The sequence below is a fragment of the Streptomyces sp. GB4-14 genome (assembly GCF_022696125.1).
GTDB lineage: Bacteria > Actinomycetota > Actinomycetes > Streptomycetales > Streptomycetaceae > Streptomyces > Streptomyces werraensis.
Map to the genome: position 1 here is coordinate 4750652 of NZ_RZHO01000002.1, position 14947 is coordinate 4765598.

Consider the following 14947-nt stretch of genomic DNA (forward strand, 5'->3'; position numbering starts at 1 on the left):
CCTCACCGCCCCGTCACCGAGCTGACCGGCCCCGGCACCCGCGTCCGGTACCGTGCCAGCCGCCCCGGCGCGTCCGTGAGGACGCCGTCGCAGCCGAGCGCCAGGGCGCGGTCGCGCTGGGCCGGGGTGACGACGGTGTGCGCCCACACCCGCGGGATCCCCGACCGCACCGCCCGCCGCACATCCGCGTCCCGCGCGCGGACGTCGACGTCCAGCACGTCCACGAAGGAACGCCACCGCTCCGGCCGGTCGGTGCGCATCTGCTCGGCCGAGCGCCACAGCTGGGCCGGGAGCCCCAGCCGGTGCACCCGGTCCGCGACCCGGGGGTCGTTGGTGTTGACGAACACCGACCGGGTCAGCCCCCGCGCCCGGATCATCCCGGCCACCCGCTCAAGACCGGCCGGATCCTTCAGCTCCAGCATCAGCAGGATCCGCCCGCCCAGCCGGTCCAGCACCTCCTCGACCGTCGGCGGCCGCTCCGACCGCCAGCTCCCCGGCAGCCGGTCGCGCGGGCGCAGCCGCACCCCCTTCCACTCCTCCGCGTCCAGCTTCCGCACCTCCCCGCCCAGGAAGGTCGTCCGGTTCAGGGTCGCGTCGTGGAAGACCACCGGCGTGCCGTCCCGCAGTACCCGGGTGTCGAAGTCCAGCACCTGCGCCGTGCCGCGCCGGTACGCCGCCATCAGCCCTGACATGCTGTTCTCCGGCACCTCGCGCGCCCCGCCGCGATGCGCCACGTACGTCACCCGGGGCAGCGAGTCCACCGTCAGGGGGCCGTCGCCCCACTCCAGCGGGTGCGAGCCGCCGTGCCCGGTGAGCGTCATCGCGGCCAGGGACACCACGGACACCAGGGCGGCCGGCGCCGACGACGCGATCCACATGACCATGGCGCCACGGTAGGCGGGCTCATCAGGGCGAACCGTGCAATGACACCCGTTCCGCGGCCTCCCGGGGGATGTCCTGTTCGCCCCACCGGTCAGCTTGCGCCCGGTGCCGTCACCCTCGTCCCACCTGCGGTGATTACGGGCTCCGGGCCCCCGATGCGCACGATCGTGGGACCATAGGGCATGCTGGAGCGCACGACGGCGAGGCGAGGGGATAGATGAGCGCGGAGTTCGGCGGCCGGAGCGGCCGGCAGGGCAAACTCTCCCAGTGGCTGCGAGGACGCCGCCCGAAGCAGGCCGCCGGTGACGGCGGCCGTGAGGCCCTGCTGCTCGCCGCCGCCGGGGCGGGACTGCCGCTCGCGCCCGCCGCGCACCCCGCCGGCTACCGCTGTTCCTGCGACCGCGTGGGCTGTCCCACCCCCGCCCGGCACCCGGTGTCCTTCGCCTGGCAGACCCAGTCGACCACCGACCACGCCCAGATCGAGCGCTGGGCCCGCCACCAGCCGCAGGCCAACTTCATCACCGCCACCGGCATGGTGCACGACGTCCTCGACGTCCCCCTCGACGCGGGCCGCAAGGCCCTGGACCGCCTGCTGGAGGCCGGGGTCGACGTCGGCCCGGTCGCCGAGAGCGACGACGGCCGCCTGCTGTTCTTCACCCTCACCCGGGGCACCCCCGAGGACGAGGACGAGTGGTGGCCGTGCGAGCTGGACTGCCATCCGGAGACCATGGACGAGCATCCCGGACTGCGCTGGCACTGCCGGGGCTCCTACGTCCTCGTCCCGCCCGCCCGCCTCCCCGGCGACGACGACCCGTCGGTCCGCTGGGTACGCGGCCCCGAGCATCCGCTGCCCGACCCGCTGACCCTGCTGGAGTACCTCACGGACGCCTGCGCCCGGTACGCGGACGGCCGGCCCGACCCCACCGGGACCGCCTGGCCCCTCCGCCACTGAACCACTGACGCACGCCGGCCCGCGACGCCGCCGCTACTCGCCCTTCGCGGACGTCAGCCCCTGGATCCGCCCCAGCACCTCCACCGGACCGTCCGCCGGGTCCAGCGCCACCTCGTTCGAGACGAACTCCATCGTCAGCGACTGGCGTATCTCTCCGCTGGTCAGCGCCAGCACGTCCGCGTTCGGCGTCGGCACCGTCGCCCCGGCCGCCGCCGTCTGCTTCTCGAAGTGCCGTGTCGTGAAGAACACCAGCGCCCCGCCGTCCGCCGTGCGCAGCGCCAGCGGCGCGTAGTCGCCGTTCACCAGCGGCTCGTCGATGTACTGCGTCGCCAGACCCGGCCGCACCGACTTCTGCTTACGGGTGTCCCGCCACCCGCTGGTGTGCGGCCCCTCCCCGAAAGCGTCCCCGCCGTCCTTCAGGTACGTGGCGTACTTCTGGCTCAACTCGCCCGGCGCGACGGCGACATCGGTGGAGTTCGCGGGGACGGCCTCGGCCCAGCCGTCCTCGTCCGTCTTGAACTCCGGCACGTCGTCCGGGGAGACCAGCGTCAGGTACGCCACCTCCCACGGGTCGTCCAGCGCGTCGCGGGTGAACACCAGCAGCCAGCGGACGTCACCGCCCTTGTTGGCGGCCGTGTCGGCGAGGAACCAGCGCGGCCAGCCCGCCTTGGCGGGGATGGTGAACTTCGCGTCGGTCAGCTCCAGCGGGGCGTGAGCCGGGTTTCCGTCCGGGTGGTTGACCTTGCCCGCCTTGAGCCGCGCCCCGTCGATGTCGGCGAGCGCCCCGGTGGTGCGGTCGGCGTCCAGGGAGGAGTCGTACGCCTTGTCGGCGGCGTTGTACGCGGCCGTGAACTCCTTGAGCGCCTCGGCGGCTTCGGCGCGGGTGACCGCCGGGAGCACCTCGCGCTCGCCGTGCACCACCACACAGCCGCTCGCCGTGAGCGACAGCGCGGTCACGGAGGCCGCGACCAGCGCGGTACGGCGGGGCCCGCGGAGTCCGTGGAGCCTACGAAGATCCCTGCTCATCCGGTTGCTTCACCTTCCCCTTCCCGGAGGCGAACCCTACCGGGACGCCCGCACCGCCGGACGCGGGGACCGGTCAGAGCAGCCACTCCGTGACCTTGCCCACCGGGCGGCGCCGCACGTCCTCACCGCTCCCGCACGGGAAGCACCAGCACCGCCCCCGTCCGCGGATGCGGCAGAACCTCGACCGGCTGGTCGTAGACCTCCGACAGGAGGGACCCCGTGAAGATCTCCTCCGGAGGGCCGTCCGCCGCGACGCGGCCCGCGCGCAGGACCGCCACGCGGTGGGCGTAGGCCGCGGCGAGGCCGAGGTCGTGGAGGACCACCACCACCGCGTCCCCGGCCCGCGCCCGCTCCCGGCACAGTCGCAGCACCAACTCCTGGTGGCGCAGGTCGAGCGCGGCCGTCGGCTCGTCGAGCATCAGCAGCGGGGCGCGCTGCGCGAGCACCCGGGCGAGCGCCACCCGGGCCCGTTCTCCCCCGCTCAGCGCGGAGAACGGGCGCGCCGCGAACGCGGTCACCTCGGTCGCGGCCATCGCCTCGGTGACGGCCGCCTCGTCCTCCTCGGGCCGTGCGCCGGTCCAGGGCGCCCGGCCCATCCGCACCACTTCCTCGACCGTGAACGGGAAGGACAGGTTGGTCGACTGCGGCAGCACTGCGCGGCGCAGGGCGAGTTCGGGCGCGGACCACTCCGCGGTCTCCCGGCCGTGGATGCGTACGGCACCCGCGGCGGGCGGCAGATCGGCGGCCAGGACGCTCAACAGGGTCGACTTGCCCGCCCCGTTGGGCCCGACGAGCGCCAGCACCTCGCCCGCGCGGACCCGCACGCCCACGTCCGTGAGCACCTGGCGGTCGCCGAGCCGTACGGACACGCCCTCGGCCTCGGCGAGGACGTCACCGGGCGCGGCGGGGGCCGGCGGGACGGGACGATGACGCAGACGGATCATGCCCAGGGACCTCATGCCCAGCCTCCCTGCCTGCGCCGGGTACGGCGCAGCAGCCAGAAGAAGAACGGGCTGCCGAGCAGCGCCGTGAGGACACCGAGGGGGAGTTCGGCCGGTTCGGCGACCCTACGGGCCGTCAGGTCCGCCGCCAGCAGCACCAGCGCGCCCAGCAGCGCGCTGCCCGGCAGCAGGAAGCGGTGCCCGGGTCCGGCCACCATCCGCAGCAGGTGCGGGACGACCAGACCGACGAAGCCGATGATGCCGGACACGCTCACCGCGGCCGCGGTGAGCAGCGCGATCACCAGGACCAGCACGATCCGCAGCCGCTCCACGTCCACGCCCAGGTGGCGGGCGGGCCGCTCGCCCAACGCCAGCAGGTCCAGACGGCGGGCGTACAGGGGCGCGACGCCCAGCCCGAGCACCGCGCACGGCAGCACCGCCAGCACCTTCGGCCAGGTCGCCTGGGACAGCGAGCCGAGCTGCCAGAAGGTGATCTGGTTGACGGCGGCGGTGTCCGCGAAGAACAGGAACAGCCCGATCAGCGCGCCCGCGAAGGCGTTCACCGCGATACCGGTGAGGATCAGCGTCACCACCTCGGTACGCCCGCCCGAACGGGACATCGCGTACACGAGCAGCACGGTGGCGAGTCCGGCGACGAACGCGAGCAGCGAGACCGTCCAGTTGCCGGCGAAGTTCAGCCCGAGCGCGATGGCGGCCACCGCGCCGACCGCCGCGCCGGAGGAGACGCCGATGACACCCGGCTCGGCGAGCGGGTTGCCGAACACGCCCTGCATCAACGCGCCCGCGCACCCCAGCGACGCCCCGACCAGCAGGGCGAGCACGATGCGCGGAAAACGCACGTTCCACAGCACCGACTCGGCGACCCGGTCCAGTTCCGTGCCGCCCAGGCCCGTCCGGTGCTGCACGGAGGCGAGCACGTCCCCGACGGGCACGGGGTAGGCGCCGGTGTGGGCCGCCACGGGCACCAGCACGACGAGAGCCGCGATCAGCCCGGCCGTCAGCAGCCAGGGGACGCCGCGGCGCCGGTCGGGCGTATCGGCCTGCCGTTGGGGTCCTGTGCCGGACGGTGTCTTGGCCAGGACGCTCACCGCGCACCGCCGTCGCCGTGGAGCTGCTCCACGACGGAGGCGAGCACCTGGTCGGTGCGCGGGCCGTAGTTGAGCAGCACGCCGTCCTCGACGGAGACGATCCGCCGGTCCGTCCCGGCCGGGGTCTGGGCGATGCCGGGGATCTTCACCAGCCCGTCGACGCCGCCGACCGACTCCAGTCCCTTCGACATCACGAGCAGCGCGTCCGGGGCCGCCTTGACGAGGGCCTCACTGGTGATGGCGGTGAAGTCCTTCTCCAGGCCGGACGCGGCGCCCGCGTCCACCGCCCCGGCCGCCTCGATGAGCGAGGTGGCGCCGGAGCCCTTGCCGCCGATGAGATACACGGAGGCGGAGCCGCGCAGGTACAGGAAGGCGACCCGTGGCTTCTCCTTCTCCGCCGGTACGGACTCTGCGACGGTGGCGATGCGTTCCTCCGTACGCCGGATCAGCTCCTCGCCCGCGGACGGCACACCGAGCGACTCGGCGACGGCCTCGATACGCGGGCCGACGTCGTCGAGCCCGGTGGCGCCCTCGACGACGAGGACGGGCACGCCGGCCGCCCGGATCTGCTCCACGGCCTCGTCGGGGCCGGTGGTGGACTCGGCGATGACCAGGTCGGGGCGCAGGGACAGCACGCCCTCGGCGGAGACGTCATGGCCCCGGGTGACGACCGGCAGAGCGGCCGCCTGCTCGAAGGTGGCGGTGACGTCGCGGGCGACGACCCGGTCACCGAGGCCGAGGGCGAACACGATCTCGCTGAGGCTGCCGGACAGCGGGACGACCCGCTCCGCCTGCGCCACCGTCACCTTCCGGCCGTCGGCGGACCGGACGGTCACCGGGAGCCTCGGCCGGGGGGTGGAGGGCAGGGGCTCGACGCGGTCGGCCGTCCCCGCGGGGGCGGCCGCGGGGGAGGGGGAGGCCGCGTCGGAGGAGCCTCCGCACGCGGTCGTGGTGAGGGAGAGGGCGAGCACGGACAGCAGTGCTCCCGCCAGTTGTGTGCGCAAGCGTCGCACGGGTCCGTCCGTTCTTTCCGGCGATGGTGGATGTCGACCGAGGTGCAGCTTAGGTTAGCCTTACCTTCGTTCGCTACCGGCCCGGCTTCCGGGAGGACCTGCCATGCCCACGCGTCTTCGCGCTCTGGTCACCGTGCTCTGCGCAGCCCTCCTGGGCGCGCTCGTCCCGGCCACGACGGCGCACGCCGAGAGCCGTACCGTCCAGGGCGGCAGGCTCGACTGGGGCATCAAGACGTCGTTCCAGCGCTACGTCACCGGCCCCGTGGCGCAGGGCAGTTACGCCCTCACCGGGGGCGCGGCCACGGTCGGCGGCAGCGGCTTCCGCTTCCACTCGGCGACCGGGACGTACGACGGCGACACAGGCGCCTTCCGCGCCGCCTTCTCCGGCGGGGTGCACTTCGTGGGGCACCGCACCGACAGCGGAGCGCACCAGCTCGACCTGACCCTCAGCAATCCCACCGTGTCCGTATCGGGCGGCTCCGGCACGCTCTACGTGGACATCACCAGCAAGGCGAAGGACACCGGGGCGGTCACGACGTCCCGTCAGGTGCCCTTCGCCTCCCTCTCCCTCGGCGGCGTGGACATGCGCGGCGGCGGCACCTCCGTCGTGCTGGACAACCTGCCCGCCACCCTCACCGCCCAGGGCGCCACCTCCTTCGCCGGCTACTACACGGCCGGCACCGCCCTCGACCCGGTCAGCCTCTCCGCCGACGTCCGGCAGGCGCGGAGCACGGCGACCAAGAGCCCCGCCACGAAGAGCCCGCGGCCCACGAAGAGCGAGAAGGCGGGGAAGGCCGCGAACAACACCGCGCTCGTCGACGGAGCCGTCGACTGGGGCGTGCGCCGCACCTTCCGCGAGTACGTCACCGGGGAGATCGCCCGCGGCAGCTGGACCCTGACCTCCGGAGCCCTCGACGGCGGCGCCGTCTTCCGCTTCCCAGGCGGCCAGGGGACGTTCGAGCACCGCGACCTCACCGCGGCCTTCCGCGGAACCGTCCGCTTCACCGGCCGCCACGGCCTCGATCTGAGGATCGCCGGCGTCCGCGTCACCGTCGAGGACGGCAAGGGCACCCTCTACGCCGACATCACGTCTTCGGAGCACTCCGGCCGCAAGGTCCCGCTGGTCACCTTCACCGCCAGGAACCTCGAGGCGAATAACGGCCTCGTCACCGTCACCGAGGCCCCCGCGAAGCTCACCGCGCGGGGCGCGCAGGCCTTCGGCGGGATGTACCCGGCGGGCACGGCGATGGACCCGGTCTCCTTGGCCGTCGCCCTCACCGGCACCGTCGCACTCCCCGCCCTCCCCGATCTCGGCAGCGCCCCGACCACCACCCCGACGGCGTCCCCGTCCCCCTCCGACGCCTCGCCCGAGCCGGTCGCGCAGGACACCGGAACGGACGACGACGGCACGTCCCCCGTACTTCCCCTCTCCCTCGCGGCCGGAACCCTGCTGGTGCTCGCCGGCGCGGCCGCGCTCCTCGTACGCAGGCGCCGCGCAGGCAAGGACGCCGCGGACACCCCGCAGGACCACTGATTCCGTTCACCTCCAAGGAGGCACCCCCGCCATGTCCGCAAGACGACGCCGCTCCCTCGCTCTCGCCGCCGCGGTGGCCACGGCGGCCGCCCTCGGCGCCACCGCCGCCCCCTCCGCCTCCGCCGCCGAGGTGCCCCTCAACGGCTACGAACTGACCTGGGGCATCAAGGCGAGCTACCGCAACTACGTCGTCAACTTCGCGCAGGGCACCTTCACGCCCACCGAGGGTGCGGGCCAGGCCGAGAACAACGGTGCGTTCACCTTCACCGGCGGCACGGGCACCTACGACTCCACCACTCACGTCATGTCGCTCGGCTTCCGGGGCGAGCTGCTCGTCAAGTCGGAGAAGCACGGCTTCGAAATCGGCCTTTCCGACGTGAGGTTCGACAGCGGCAAGGGCGAGATCACCGCCGACGTCGAGCGGAACGGCACCACCGAGGACGACGTCCCGCTCGCCACCGTCACGGTCACCCGCGCGATGACCGACATGGCCACCACCCTCACCAAGGAGGCCGGCGAGGTCTTCGGCAGCGCCGGTTACGCGGGCGCGGAGGGCGACCCGCTGAGCATCGTGAAGAAGGCGGAGCCCGAGCCCGAGCCGTCCACCACCGAGCCCGCCACCACCCCTCCGGCGACCCCCACCACCGAGCCCGGGCCCACCCGTCCGGCCACCCCGACGGCCGGTCCGACCGCCTCGCCCACCACGCAGGCCCCGACGCCCGCCCCGAGCGCCACCGCCTCGCAGTCCAGCGCGCCCGCCACCAAGGGCGAGATAGCCGACGGCACCCTCGACTGGGGCGTGAAGCAGTCCTTCCGCACCTATGTCACCGGTCCCGTCGCCAAGGGCACGATCACCGCCTCGGACGGGGCCGCCCAGGCCTCCGGCAACGGCGCCTTCACCTTCCCCGACGCCACCGGCGCCTACGACACGGAGGCCGGCACCCTCGAGGCCGCCTTCGAGGGCGCGGTCGGCTTCAAGGGCCACGAGCACGACGGCGCCTACAGCCTCGACCTCACTCTCAGCGATCTGCGGGTGAGCCTCACGAAGGGCGAGGGCACGCTGTCCGCCGACGTCGCCGATCACGACGAGACCTCCCAGGATGTCGTCCTCGCCGACCTGGCCGCCCCGTCGGCCGCGCTCACCGCGAAGGACGACGTCATCACGCTCGACGGCGTGACCGCCACCCTCACCGAGGCCGGCGCCGAGGCCTTCGGCGGGTTCTACGCCGCCGGCGCCGAACTCGACCCGGTGAGCCTGGCCGTGGCCCTCACCGAGGGCGCGGAGCTGCCCGCCGGCACGGGCGGCGGCGGCAGCGGCGCAGGCACGGACGGCGGCTCGGACGCCTCCGGCTCCACCACCGGCGGTGTCGGCTCGACCATCGGCGGCGACCTGGGCGGCAGCCTCGCCGACACCGGTTCCGACGTCCCGGTCGGCGCCCTCGGCGCGGCGGCCGGCGCGGCCGTGGCCGCCGGAGCGGGCGTGGTACTCGCCCTGCGCCGGAGACGCCCGGCGGCCGAGTGAGCCACGGGGACGCATACGGTCCCCCTGCGACGCGTCGCCACGCGATACGGAAGGGCGCCCCTCACCCCGGGGGCGCCCTCTCCGCGTACCCCGATCAGCTCGCGAAGGCCGGCAGTGCGAACCGCTGCACGAGCGGGAAGGCGTCGTCGCGCGCGCTCTTGGCGTTCACCGAGTAGACGACCGTGCGGGACAGGTCCCGGGTGGCGCCCAGCACCGTGTGGTAGCCGGGCCGGGAGCCGGTCTTGCCCCAGATCTCCCGGCCGTCGATCACGAACCGCTGGAGCGCCATCCCGTAGGTGGCGCCGTCGACGTCCGGCACGGTGAGCATCTGGTCCAGCAGCGGCCGCGGGACGACCTTGCCGCCGAACAGGCCGAACACCAGGCGCTCCAGGTCGGCGGTGGTGGAGATCATGTCCCCGACGGCCCAGCGGTCGGACATGTTCCACTCGGTGACGTCGGTGGTCCGGCCGCCGATGTCGGCGTAGGCACGGTTGTGCGGCCCGTGGACGCGGGGGTCGGAGCCGCCGGGGAAGCCGGTGTGCCGCATGCCGAGGGGACGGAAGACCCGTACGGCCGCCTGGTGTTCGTAGCTGTCGCCGGTCACCTTCTCGATCAGCATGCCGAGCACGGTGTAGTGGATGTTCCCGTACACCTGTCGCTCGCCCGGGGCGTGCGCCGGCCCCTGGGCGACGGACGCGGCCACCACCTCCTCGGGGGTGAGCGTCTCGAACCGGTGGGCGTACATCTCCTCGGTCGTCGAGCCGAGGCTCGCGCCGGGGCGCAGCCCGCTGGTGTAGGTGAGCAGCTGGCGCACGGTCGGGGGCTCGGTGAAGGACGGCGGGAGCAGGTCAGGCAGATAGCGGCTGACGGGTGCGTCGAGAGCGACGCGCTTCTCCGCGACGAGCTGGAGCACGACCGCCGCGGTCACCACCTTGGTCGTGGAGCCGGCCCGGAAACGGGCCTGCGGCAGCACGGGCGCTCCCGTGTGCAGGTCCCGGACGCCCGCACCGCCCGTCCAGCGGCCCTTGCCGCCGACCCGGATCAGGGCCGCGGAGACGTCCCCGTCGGGGACCTCGGCGAGCGCCCGCTCCAGCGCGGTCGCGTCGAAGTCGGCGGTGCGGGGCGCGGAGACGGCGGGGGAGACCCGCGCGGGATGGGCGGCTGCCGTCCCGGCGAGGGGCACGAGCAGCAGGGACGTGGCCAGCAGGGCGGACACGGCCGTGGCGCGGGCACGGGCGGTGGTGCCTGAGGTCATGGAGGGGCTCCGATCGCGGCGGTGGGTGCTGCGGACGGGAACCATCCTGGTGATCAAGGGCGGCGCCGGGATCGTACGCGGTGACGAGGCCCGCCCCTGACCCGCCCCTCAGTAACTGACCTGCGCCGTAGGGGACTTCCCCGGGCCGTGACCCTGAGACGGCCGGCCGCCCGGACCGCGGGCGGCCGGGGTCCGGGGACGGTGCTTGAATGCCCCCGTGACTGCTTATGACGTGCTGCGTGTCTTCTGCGGCCCACGCGGCGGATACGGCAACGAACTGGGCGTCGTCCGGGACGGCTCGGTCCTGCCCGAGCCGGCCGGGCGCCAGGAGTTCGCCGCCGGACTCGGCTTCAGCGAGACCGTGTTCGTCGACGACCCCGAGCGCGGGGTGATCGACATCTACACCCCCACCACCCGCCTGCCCTTCGCGGGCCACCCCTGCGTCGGCGCCGCCTGGCTGCTCGACGTGCCCGAACTCGTCACGCCGGCCGGGGTCGTGGGCGCCCGGCAGGACGGGGAGTTCTGCTGGATCGAGGCACGCGCGGAGTGGGTGCCGCCGCGCACCCTGCGCCAGTACGCCACCGCCGCCGAGGTGGACGAACTGCCCGTGCCCCCGAAGGGCGAGTGGATCTACGCCTGGGCCTGGCTGGACGAGCCGGCCGGGCGGATCCGGGCCCGCGCCTTCCCCGGCCGGGACGACGGCATCGACGAGGACGAGGCGACCGGCGCCGCGGCGCTGCTGCTCACCGACCGGCTGGGCCGTGCCCTGAACATCACCCAGGGCGCCGGCTCGCAGATCCTCACGGCGCCGCAGCCGGAGGGCTGGACGGAGGTCGGAGGCCGGGTCCACCTGGAGCGCTGACCGGCACGAGGAGCGGGCGGCGCCGTCGAGGGTGCCGCCCGGCGTATCGCAATCCGGCTCACGCCGACAGCGGGAACTCCTCGCCCAGCGCGCGGAACACGTCCGAGTTCAGCGAGAACGCCCGCTTGCACTCGGTCACGATGCGCTGCTTCTCCAGGTCGTCCACGGCCACCCCGTCCAGCAGCGCGCGGTACTCCCGCTTGAACGCGGCCGGGTTGGGGATCCCCTCGAAGACGTAGAAGCGGACGCCGTCGCCCTTCCTGGCGAAGCCCCAGGTCCGCTCCGCCTTGTCGCGGATGATCTGACCGCCGGAGAGGTCGCCCAGGTAACGGGTGTAGTGGTGCGCGACGTACCCCGCCGGCCACTCGCGGGTCACGGTCGCCACCCGGTCCGCGTAGAGCCGCGTCGCGGGCAGGGCGGTCAGGGTCGCGCGCCAGTCCGGGCCGCGCAGATGCTCCAGGTCACGCTCCAGGGCGGCGAGCCGGAACAGCTCCGGGCGGATGAACGGGCCCGCCACCCGGTCCGACGCCAGGTCCTGCGCGCCTGACTCCAGTGCCTCGTACACGAACCAGAGCTGCTCGGTGTAGCGGGCGAAGGCGTCCACACTCAGCCGTCCGCCCAGCAGATCGGCCATGAAGGTCGAGGTCTCCGCCTCCACGTGCTGCTCGTGGGAGGCGGTGCGGATCAGGGTCGAGAAGGAGTCCATGCGCCGATCTTCTATGGTTAGGCTAACCTAAGTCAATGTCTTGCCGACGGCTTGTCGGGAACTTCCCCTCCATGCGCCGGGCAAACGGCCGGGGAGCGGACCTCCCGGGCAAGCGGAAGGGCCCGCGCTCCCGGAGGAGGCGGGCCCTCGAAGGCGTGGCGCGGACGCGCGGGCGTCACGGCAGGGTCAGGATGTCCGCCCCGGTGTCCGTGACCACCAGCGTGTGCTCGAACTGCGCCGTGCGCTTGCGGTCCTTCGTCACGACCGTCCAGCCGTCGTCCCACATGTCGTACTCGTGGGTGCCCAGCGTCAGCATCGGCTCGATGGTGAAGGTCATCCCGGGCTGCATCACCGTCGTCGCGTGCGGGCTGTCGTAGTGCGGGACGATCAGGCCCGAGTGGAAGGACGAGTTGATGCCGTGACCGGTGAAGTCACGGACCACGCCGTAGCCGAACCGCTTGGCGTACGACTCGATCACCCGGCCGATGATGTTGATCTGGCGGCCCGGCCTCACCGCCTTGATCGCGCGGTTCAGCGCCTCCCGGGTCCGCTCCACCAGCAGGCGGCTCTCCTCGTCCACGTCGCCGACCAGGTACGTGGCGTTGTTGTCGCCGTGCACCCCGCCGATGTACGCGGTCACGTCCAGGTTGACGATGTCGCCGTCGCGCAGCACCGTCGAGTCCGGGATGCCGTGGCAGATGACCTCGTTGACGCTGGTGCACAGCGACTTGGGGAAGCCGCGGTAGCCGAGCGTCGACGGGTAGGCGCCGTGGTCGCACATGTACTCGTGCGCCACCTTGTCCAGCTCGTCCGTCGTCACGCCCGGCGCGATGAGCTTCGCGGCCTCCTCCATCGCGCGGGCCGCGATCCGGCCGGCGAGCCGCATCGCCTCGATCGTCTCGGGCGTCTGCACCTCCGGCCCGGTGTACGGGGTCGGAGCGGGCTTGCCGACGTACTCGGGACGGCGGATGTTCCCGGGCACGGAGCGGGTGGGGGAGAGCTTCCCCGGTACGAGGAGTGACTGGCCAGACATGCCGCGAGTCTAATTCAGCGGCGATGGGGGACCATCTTCCGTGGCGAGAGGAGACGTCATGCCCCTGTTCAAGAAGCGCGCCGCCGGCAAACCCGGCGAGTGGTACTACTGCCTGGAGCACAAGAAGGTCGAGGAAGGGCCCGAGTGCCCGGCCAAGGACCGCTTCGGTCCGTACGCGAGCCGTGCCGAGGCGGAGCACGCGATGGAGACCGCCCGCGAGCGCAACCTCCAGTGGGAGAACGACCCCGCGTGGCACGACGCGCCGAAGGGCCGCGACGAGGACTGAGCCGCACGCGTCACCAGCGGGTCGGCGGCGGGGCGGTGAGCAGGTCGGCCAGCCGGGACAGCCGGTCCCGGAAACGGCGGCGGCCCCGGCGGGCGGGCAGCGCGTTCTCCCCGGCCGCCGCGCTCACCAGGTGCTGCACGGTGTCCAGGTCCAGCTCGGATCCGTCCGGGACGGGCAGCACCTCGTGCGCGAGCGCCGGCAGCTCGCCCGCCTCCGGACCCAGCGACAGCAGCGTCGCCCCGGCGCGGCGGGCGTCCGACACCCGCTCCAGCAGCGCCGCGGGCGGCTCGCCGGGCGCCACCACCAGCAGCGTCTCGCCCCGCCGCGCCGCCTCCAGCCGGCCGAGACCCACCGACAGGTGCGCCGGGTCCGTGGCACGCGCGTCGTGCCGCACCAGCGTCGGCGCCAGCTCCGGGGTGCCCGACCAGGCCGCCTCGTCCACCAGATGCGCGGCCAGGTGCCACGGCTCGTACTCCGGCGTGCCCACCAGCAGCAGCCCGCCGCCGTGCGACACCACCGACCCCCGCAGCGTCCCCGCGAAGTGCCGGGTCGCCCCCAGCCACTCCGTCCCCGCGAGCACTTCCCTCAGCAGCGCCACCCGTACGGCATCCATGCCGCCGCATCCTGCCCCCAACGGCACGCCCGCGTCCCGGTGTTCCGGGAGGGTTCGCCCGACCCGGGGACATGGGGCCGACACCGGCGGGGCCCCGCGTGACGGGCCTCACGCCCGACCGGTGCGGGGGCGACCGCCGCCGTAGAGTCGGGCCATGACCTCTACCGACAGCGCACAGCAGCCCCCGAAGAAGGCCCCCGCCAAGGACCCCTGGGACCTGCCCGACGTCTCGGGCCTCGTCGTCGGCGTGCTCGGCGGCACCGGACCGCAGGGCAAGGGCCTCGCCTACCGGCTCGCCAAGGCCGGCCAGAAGGTGATCATCGGCTCCCGCGCGGCCGAGCGGGCGCAGGCCGCGGCCGAGGAGCTCGGGCACGGCATCGAGGGCGCCGACAACGCCGAGACCGCGCGGCGCAGCGACGTCGTCATCGTCGCCGTGCCGTGGGACGGGCACGCCAAGACCCTCGAGTCCCTCCGCGAGGAACTGGCCGGCAAGCTCGTCGTGGACTGCGTCAACCCGCTCGGCTTCGACAAGCAGGGCGCCTACGCGCTGAAGCCGGAGGAGGGCAGCGCCGCCCAGCAGGCCGCCGCGCTGCTGCCGGACTCCCGGGTCACCGCCGCGTTCCACCACCTGTCGGCGGTGCTGCTCCAGGACCCCGGGACCGACGAGATCGACACCGACGTCATGGTCCTCGGCGAGGTCCGCGCCGACGTGGAGATCGTCCAGGCGCTGGCCGGGCGCATCCCCGGCATGCGGGGCATCTTCGCCGGGCGGCTGCGCAACGCCCACCAGGTGGAGTCGCTCGTCGCCAACCTGATCTCCGTCAACCGCCGCTACAAGGCGCACGCGGGGCTCCGCGTCACGGACGTATGAGGCGATGGGGGACACTGGAGCGCAAGCAGTGTCCCCCGACAGGAGCCCCCCGCCATGCCCCGCCTCGCCGTCTACGCCCTTGTCGTGTGCCTCCTCGCCGTCGCCGCGGCCGTCGTCTCGTTCGTGGAGGGCAGCGTGCTGATCGGCGTCGTCTGGGTCCTCCTGGCGGGGCTGTCGTCGAACATGACGTGGTACTACGTCCGCCGGGCCCGAGCCTCCCGAGCCGACACCCCGGCCGCCAACTGACCCCGGAGTCGTCAGCTCGACCGAGCTGCGGGCAGTCGTGCCGCTGGGGCGGCACGGGTGGGCGCAGCGGCGGGGGCGAGGCGGCCCAGCGGCGGC

The 14947-nt window shown here is 73.7% G+C and carries 16 protein-coding genes; 7 read left to right on the forward strand and 9 right to left on the reverse strand.

Annotated elements, in window-relative coordinates; genetic code table 11:
* Window positions 1-2: 2 nt before the first annotated feature.
* Window positions 3-884: a glycerophosphodiester phosphodiesterase gene (locus tag ELQ39_RS22970; RefSeq protein ID WP_225626733.1), complete on the reverse strand. Its 882-nt coding sequence runs from the start codon at window positions 882-884 to the stop codon at window positions 3-5.
* 215 nt (window positions 885-1099) lie between these two features.
* Here ELQ39_RS22970 and ELQ39_RS22975 point away from each other — a divergent pair, with 215 nt between their 5' ends.
* Entirely contained in the window at window positions 1100-1834 is a 735-nt protein-coding gene (locus tag ELQ39_RS22975) for a bifunctional DNA primase/polymerase (protein ID WP_190000345.1), read from the forward strand.
* 33 nt (window positions 1835-1867) lie between these two features.
* On the opposite strand, the gene ELQ39_RS22980 is transcribed toward ELQ39_RS22975, so the two are convergent.
* The 4 genes from ELQ39_RS22980 to ELQ39_RS22995 form a co-directional block, all read right to left on the reverse strand.
* Window positions 1868-2860, reverse strand: a complete 993-nt coding sequence (locus tag ELQ39_RS22980) for a hypothetical protein (protein ID WP_242593717.1) — start codon at window positions 2858-2860, stop codon at window positions 1868-1870.
* Window positions 2861-2982: 122 nt separating this feature from the next.
* Window positions 2983-3819 carry a heme ABC transporter ATP-binding protein gene (locus ELQ39_RS22985; protein WP_242593719.1) on the reverse strand — a complete coding sequence of 279 codons (837 nt, stop codon included), beginning with the start codon at window positions 3817-3819 and terminating at the stop codon, window positions 2983-2985.
* On the reverse strand, window positions 3816-4901 hold the full coding sequence (locus tag ELQ39_RS22990) for a FecCD family ABC transporter permease (protein WP_391672745.1): 1086 nt from the start codon (window positions 4899-4901) through the stop codon (window positions 3816-3818). The genes ELQ39_RS22985 and ELQ39_RS22990 overlap by 4 nt, the downstream gene beginning before the upstream one ends.
* A 5-nt stretch (window positions 4902-4906) precedes the next feature.
* Window positions 4907-5923 (reverse strand): heme/hemin ABC transporter substrate-binding protein, encoded by a 1017-nt coding sequence (locus ELQ39_RS22995; protein WP_242593721.1) that lies wholly within the window; start codon window positions 5921-5923, stop codon window positions 4907-4909.
* A 103-nt stretch (window positions 5924-6026) separates the two neighbouring features.
* Between ELQ39_RS22995 and ELQ39_RS23000 the strand changes: the two genes are divergently transcribed.
* Together ELQ39_RS23000 and ELQ39_RS23005 are read left to right on the forward strand one after the other, a co-directional pair.
* The gene (locus ELQ39_RS23000; RefSeq protein ID WP_242593723.1) at window positions 6027-7457 is read left to right on the forward strand and encodes an HtaA domain-containing protein; all 1431 of its coding nucleotides are present in this window, start codon (window positions 6027-6029) and stop codon (window positions 7455-7457) included.
* Between the two features lie 31 nt (window positions 7458-7488).
* Window positions 7489-8979, forward strand: a complete 1491-nt coding sequence (locus ELQ39_RS23005; protein WP_242593725.1) for an HtaA domain-containing protein — start codon at window positions 7489-7491, stop codon at window positions 8977-8979.
* A gap of 94 nt (window positions 8980-9073) precedes the next feature.
* Here ELQ39_RS23005 and ELQ39_RS23010 read toward each other — a convergent pair whose 3' ends face one another.
* Window positions 9074-10234 (reverse strand): serine hydrolase domain-containing protein, encoded by a 1161-nt coding sequence (locus ELQ39_RS23010; RefSeq protein ID WP_242593727.1) that lies wholly within the window; start codon window positions 10232-10234, stop codon window positions 9074-9076.
* A 217-nt stretch (window positions 10235-10451) separates the two neighbouring features.
* On the opposite strand from ELQ39_RS23010, the gene ELQ39_RS23015 reads away from it, so the two are divergent.
* On the forward strand, window positions 10452-11096 hold the full coding sequence (locus ELQ39_RS23015; protein WP_242593729.1) for a PhzF family phenazine biosynthesis protein: 645 nt from the start codon (window positions 10452-10454) through the stop codon (window positions 11094-11096).
* A 58-nt stretch (window positions 11097-11154) separates the two neighbouring features.
* Here the strand turns inward: ELQ39_RS23015 and ELQ39_RS23020 are convergent, their stop codons facing one another.
* Together ELQ39_RS23020 and map are read right to left on the reverse strand one after the other, a co-directional pair.
* Complete coding sequence (locus ELQ39_RS23020; RefSeq protein WP_225626725.1) at window positions 11155-11802, reverse strand: biliverdin-producing heme oxygenase; 648 nt, start codon at window positions 11800-11802, stop codon at window positions 11155-11157.
* Between the two features lie 175 nt (window positions 11803-11977).
* Entirely contained in the window at window positions 11978-12835 is an 858-nt protein-coding gene (gene map, locus ELQ39_RS23025; protein WP_190000341.1) for a type I methionyl aminopeptidase, read from the reverse strand.
* Window positions 12836-12893: 58 nt separating this feature from the next.
* Between map and ELQ39_RS23030 the strand changes: the two genes are divergently transcribed.
* A complete protein-coding gene (locus tag ELQ39_RS23030) occupies window positions 12894-13121 on the forward strand; it encodes a hypothetical protein (protein ID WP_190000340.1) in 228 nt (75 codons plus the stop codon).
* A gap of 10 nt (window positions 13122-13131) precedes the next feature.
* Here ELQ39_RS23030 and ELQ39_RS23035 read toward each other — a convergent pair whose 3' ends face one another.
* Window positions 13132-13734 carry a hypothetical protein gene (locus tag ELQ39_RS23035; RefSeq protein ID WP_225626723.1) on the reverse strand — a complete coding sequence of 201 codons (603 nt, stop codon included), beginning with the start codon at window positions 13732-13734 and terminating at the stop codon, window positions 13132-13134.
* Between the two features lie 154 nt (window positions 13735-13888).
* Here ELQ39_RS23035 and npdG point away from each other — a divergent pair, with 154 nt between their 5' ends.
* Together npdG and ELQ39_RS23045 are read left to right on the forward strand one after the other, a co-directional pair.
* The gene (gene npdG / locus ELQ39_RS23040; protein ID WP_242593731.1) at window positions 13889-14605 is read left to right on the forward strand and encodes an NADPH-dependent F420 reductase; all 717 of its coding nucleotides are present in this window, start codon (window positions 13889-13891) and stop codon (window positions 14603-14605) included.
* A gap of 54 nt (window positions 14606-14659) precedes the next feature.
* Window positions 14660-14851, forward strand: a complete 192-nt coding sequence (locus tag ELQ39_RS23045) for a hypothetical protein (RefSeq protein WP_225626722.1) — start codon at window positions 14660-14662, stop codon at window positions 14849-14851.
* The last annotated feature ends 96 nt before the right edge of the window (window positions 14852-14947 follow it).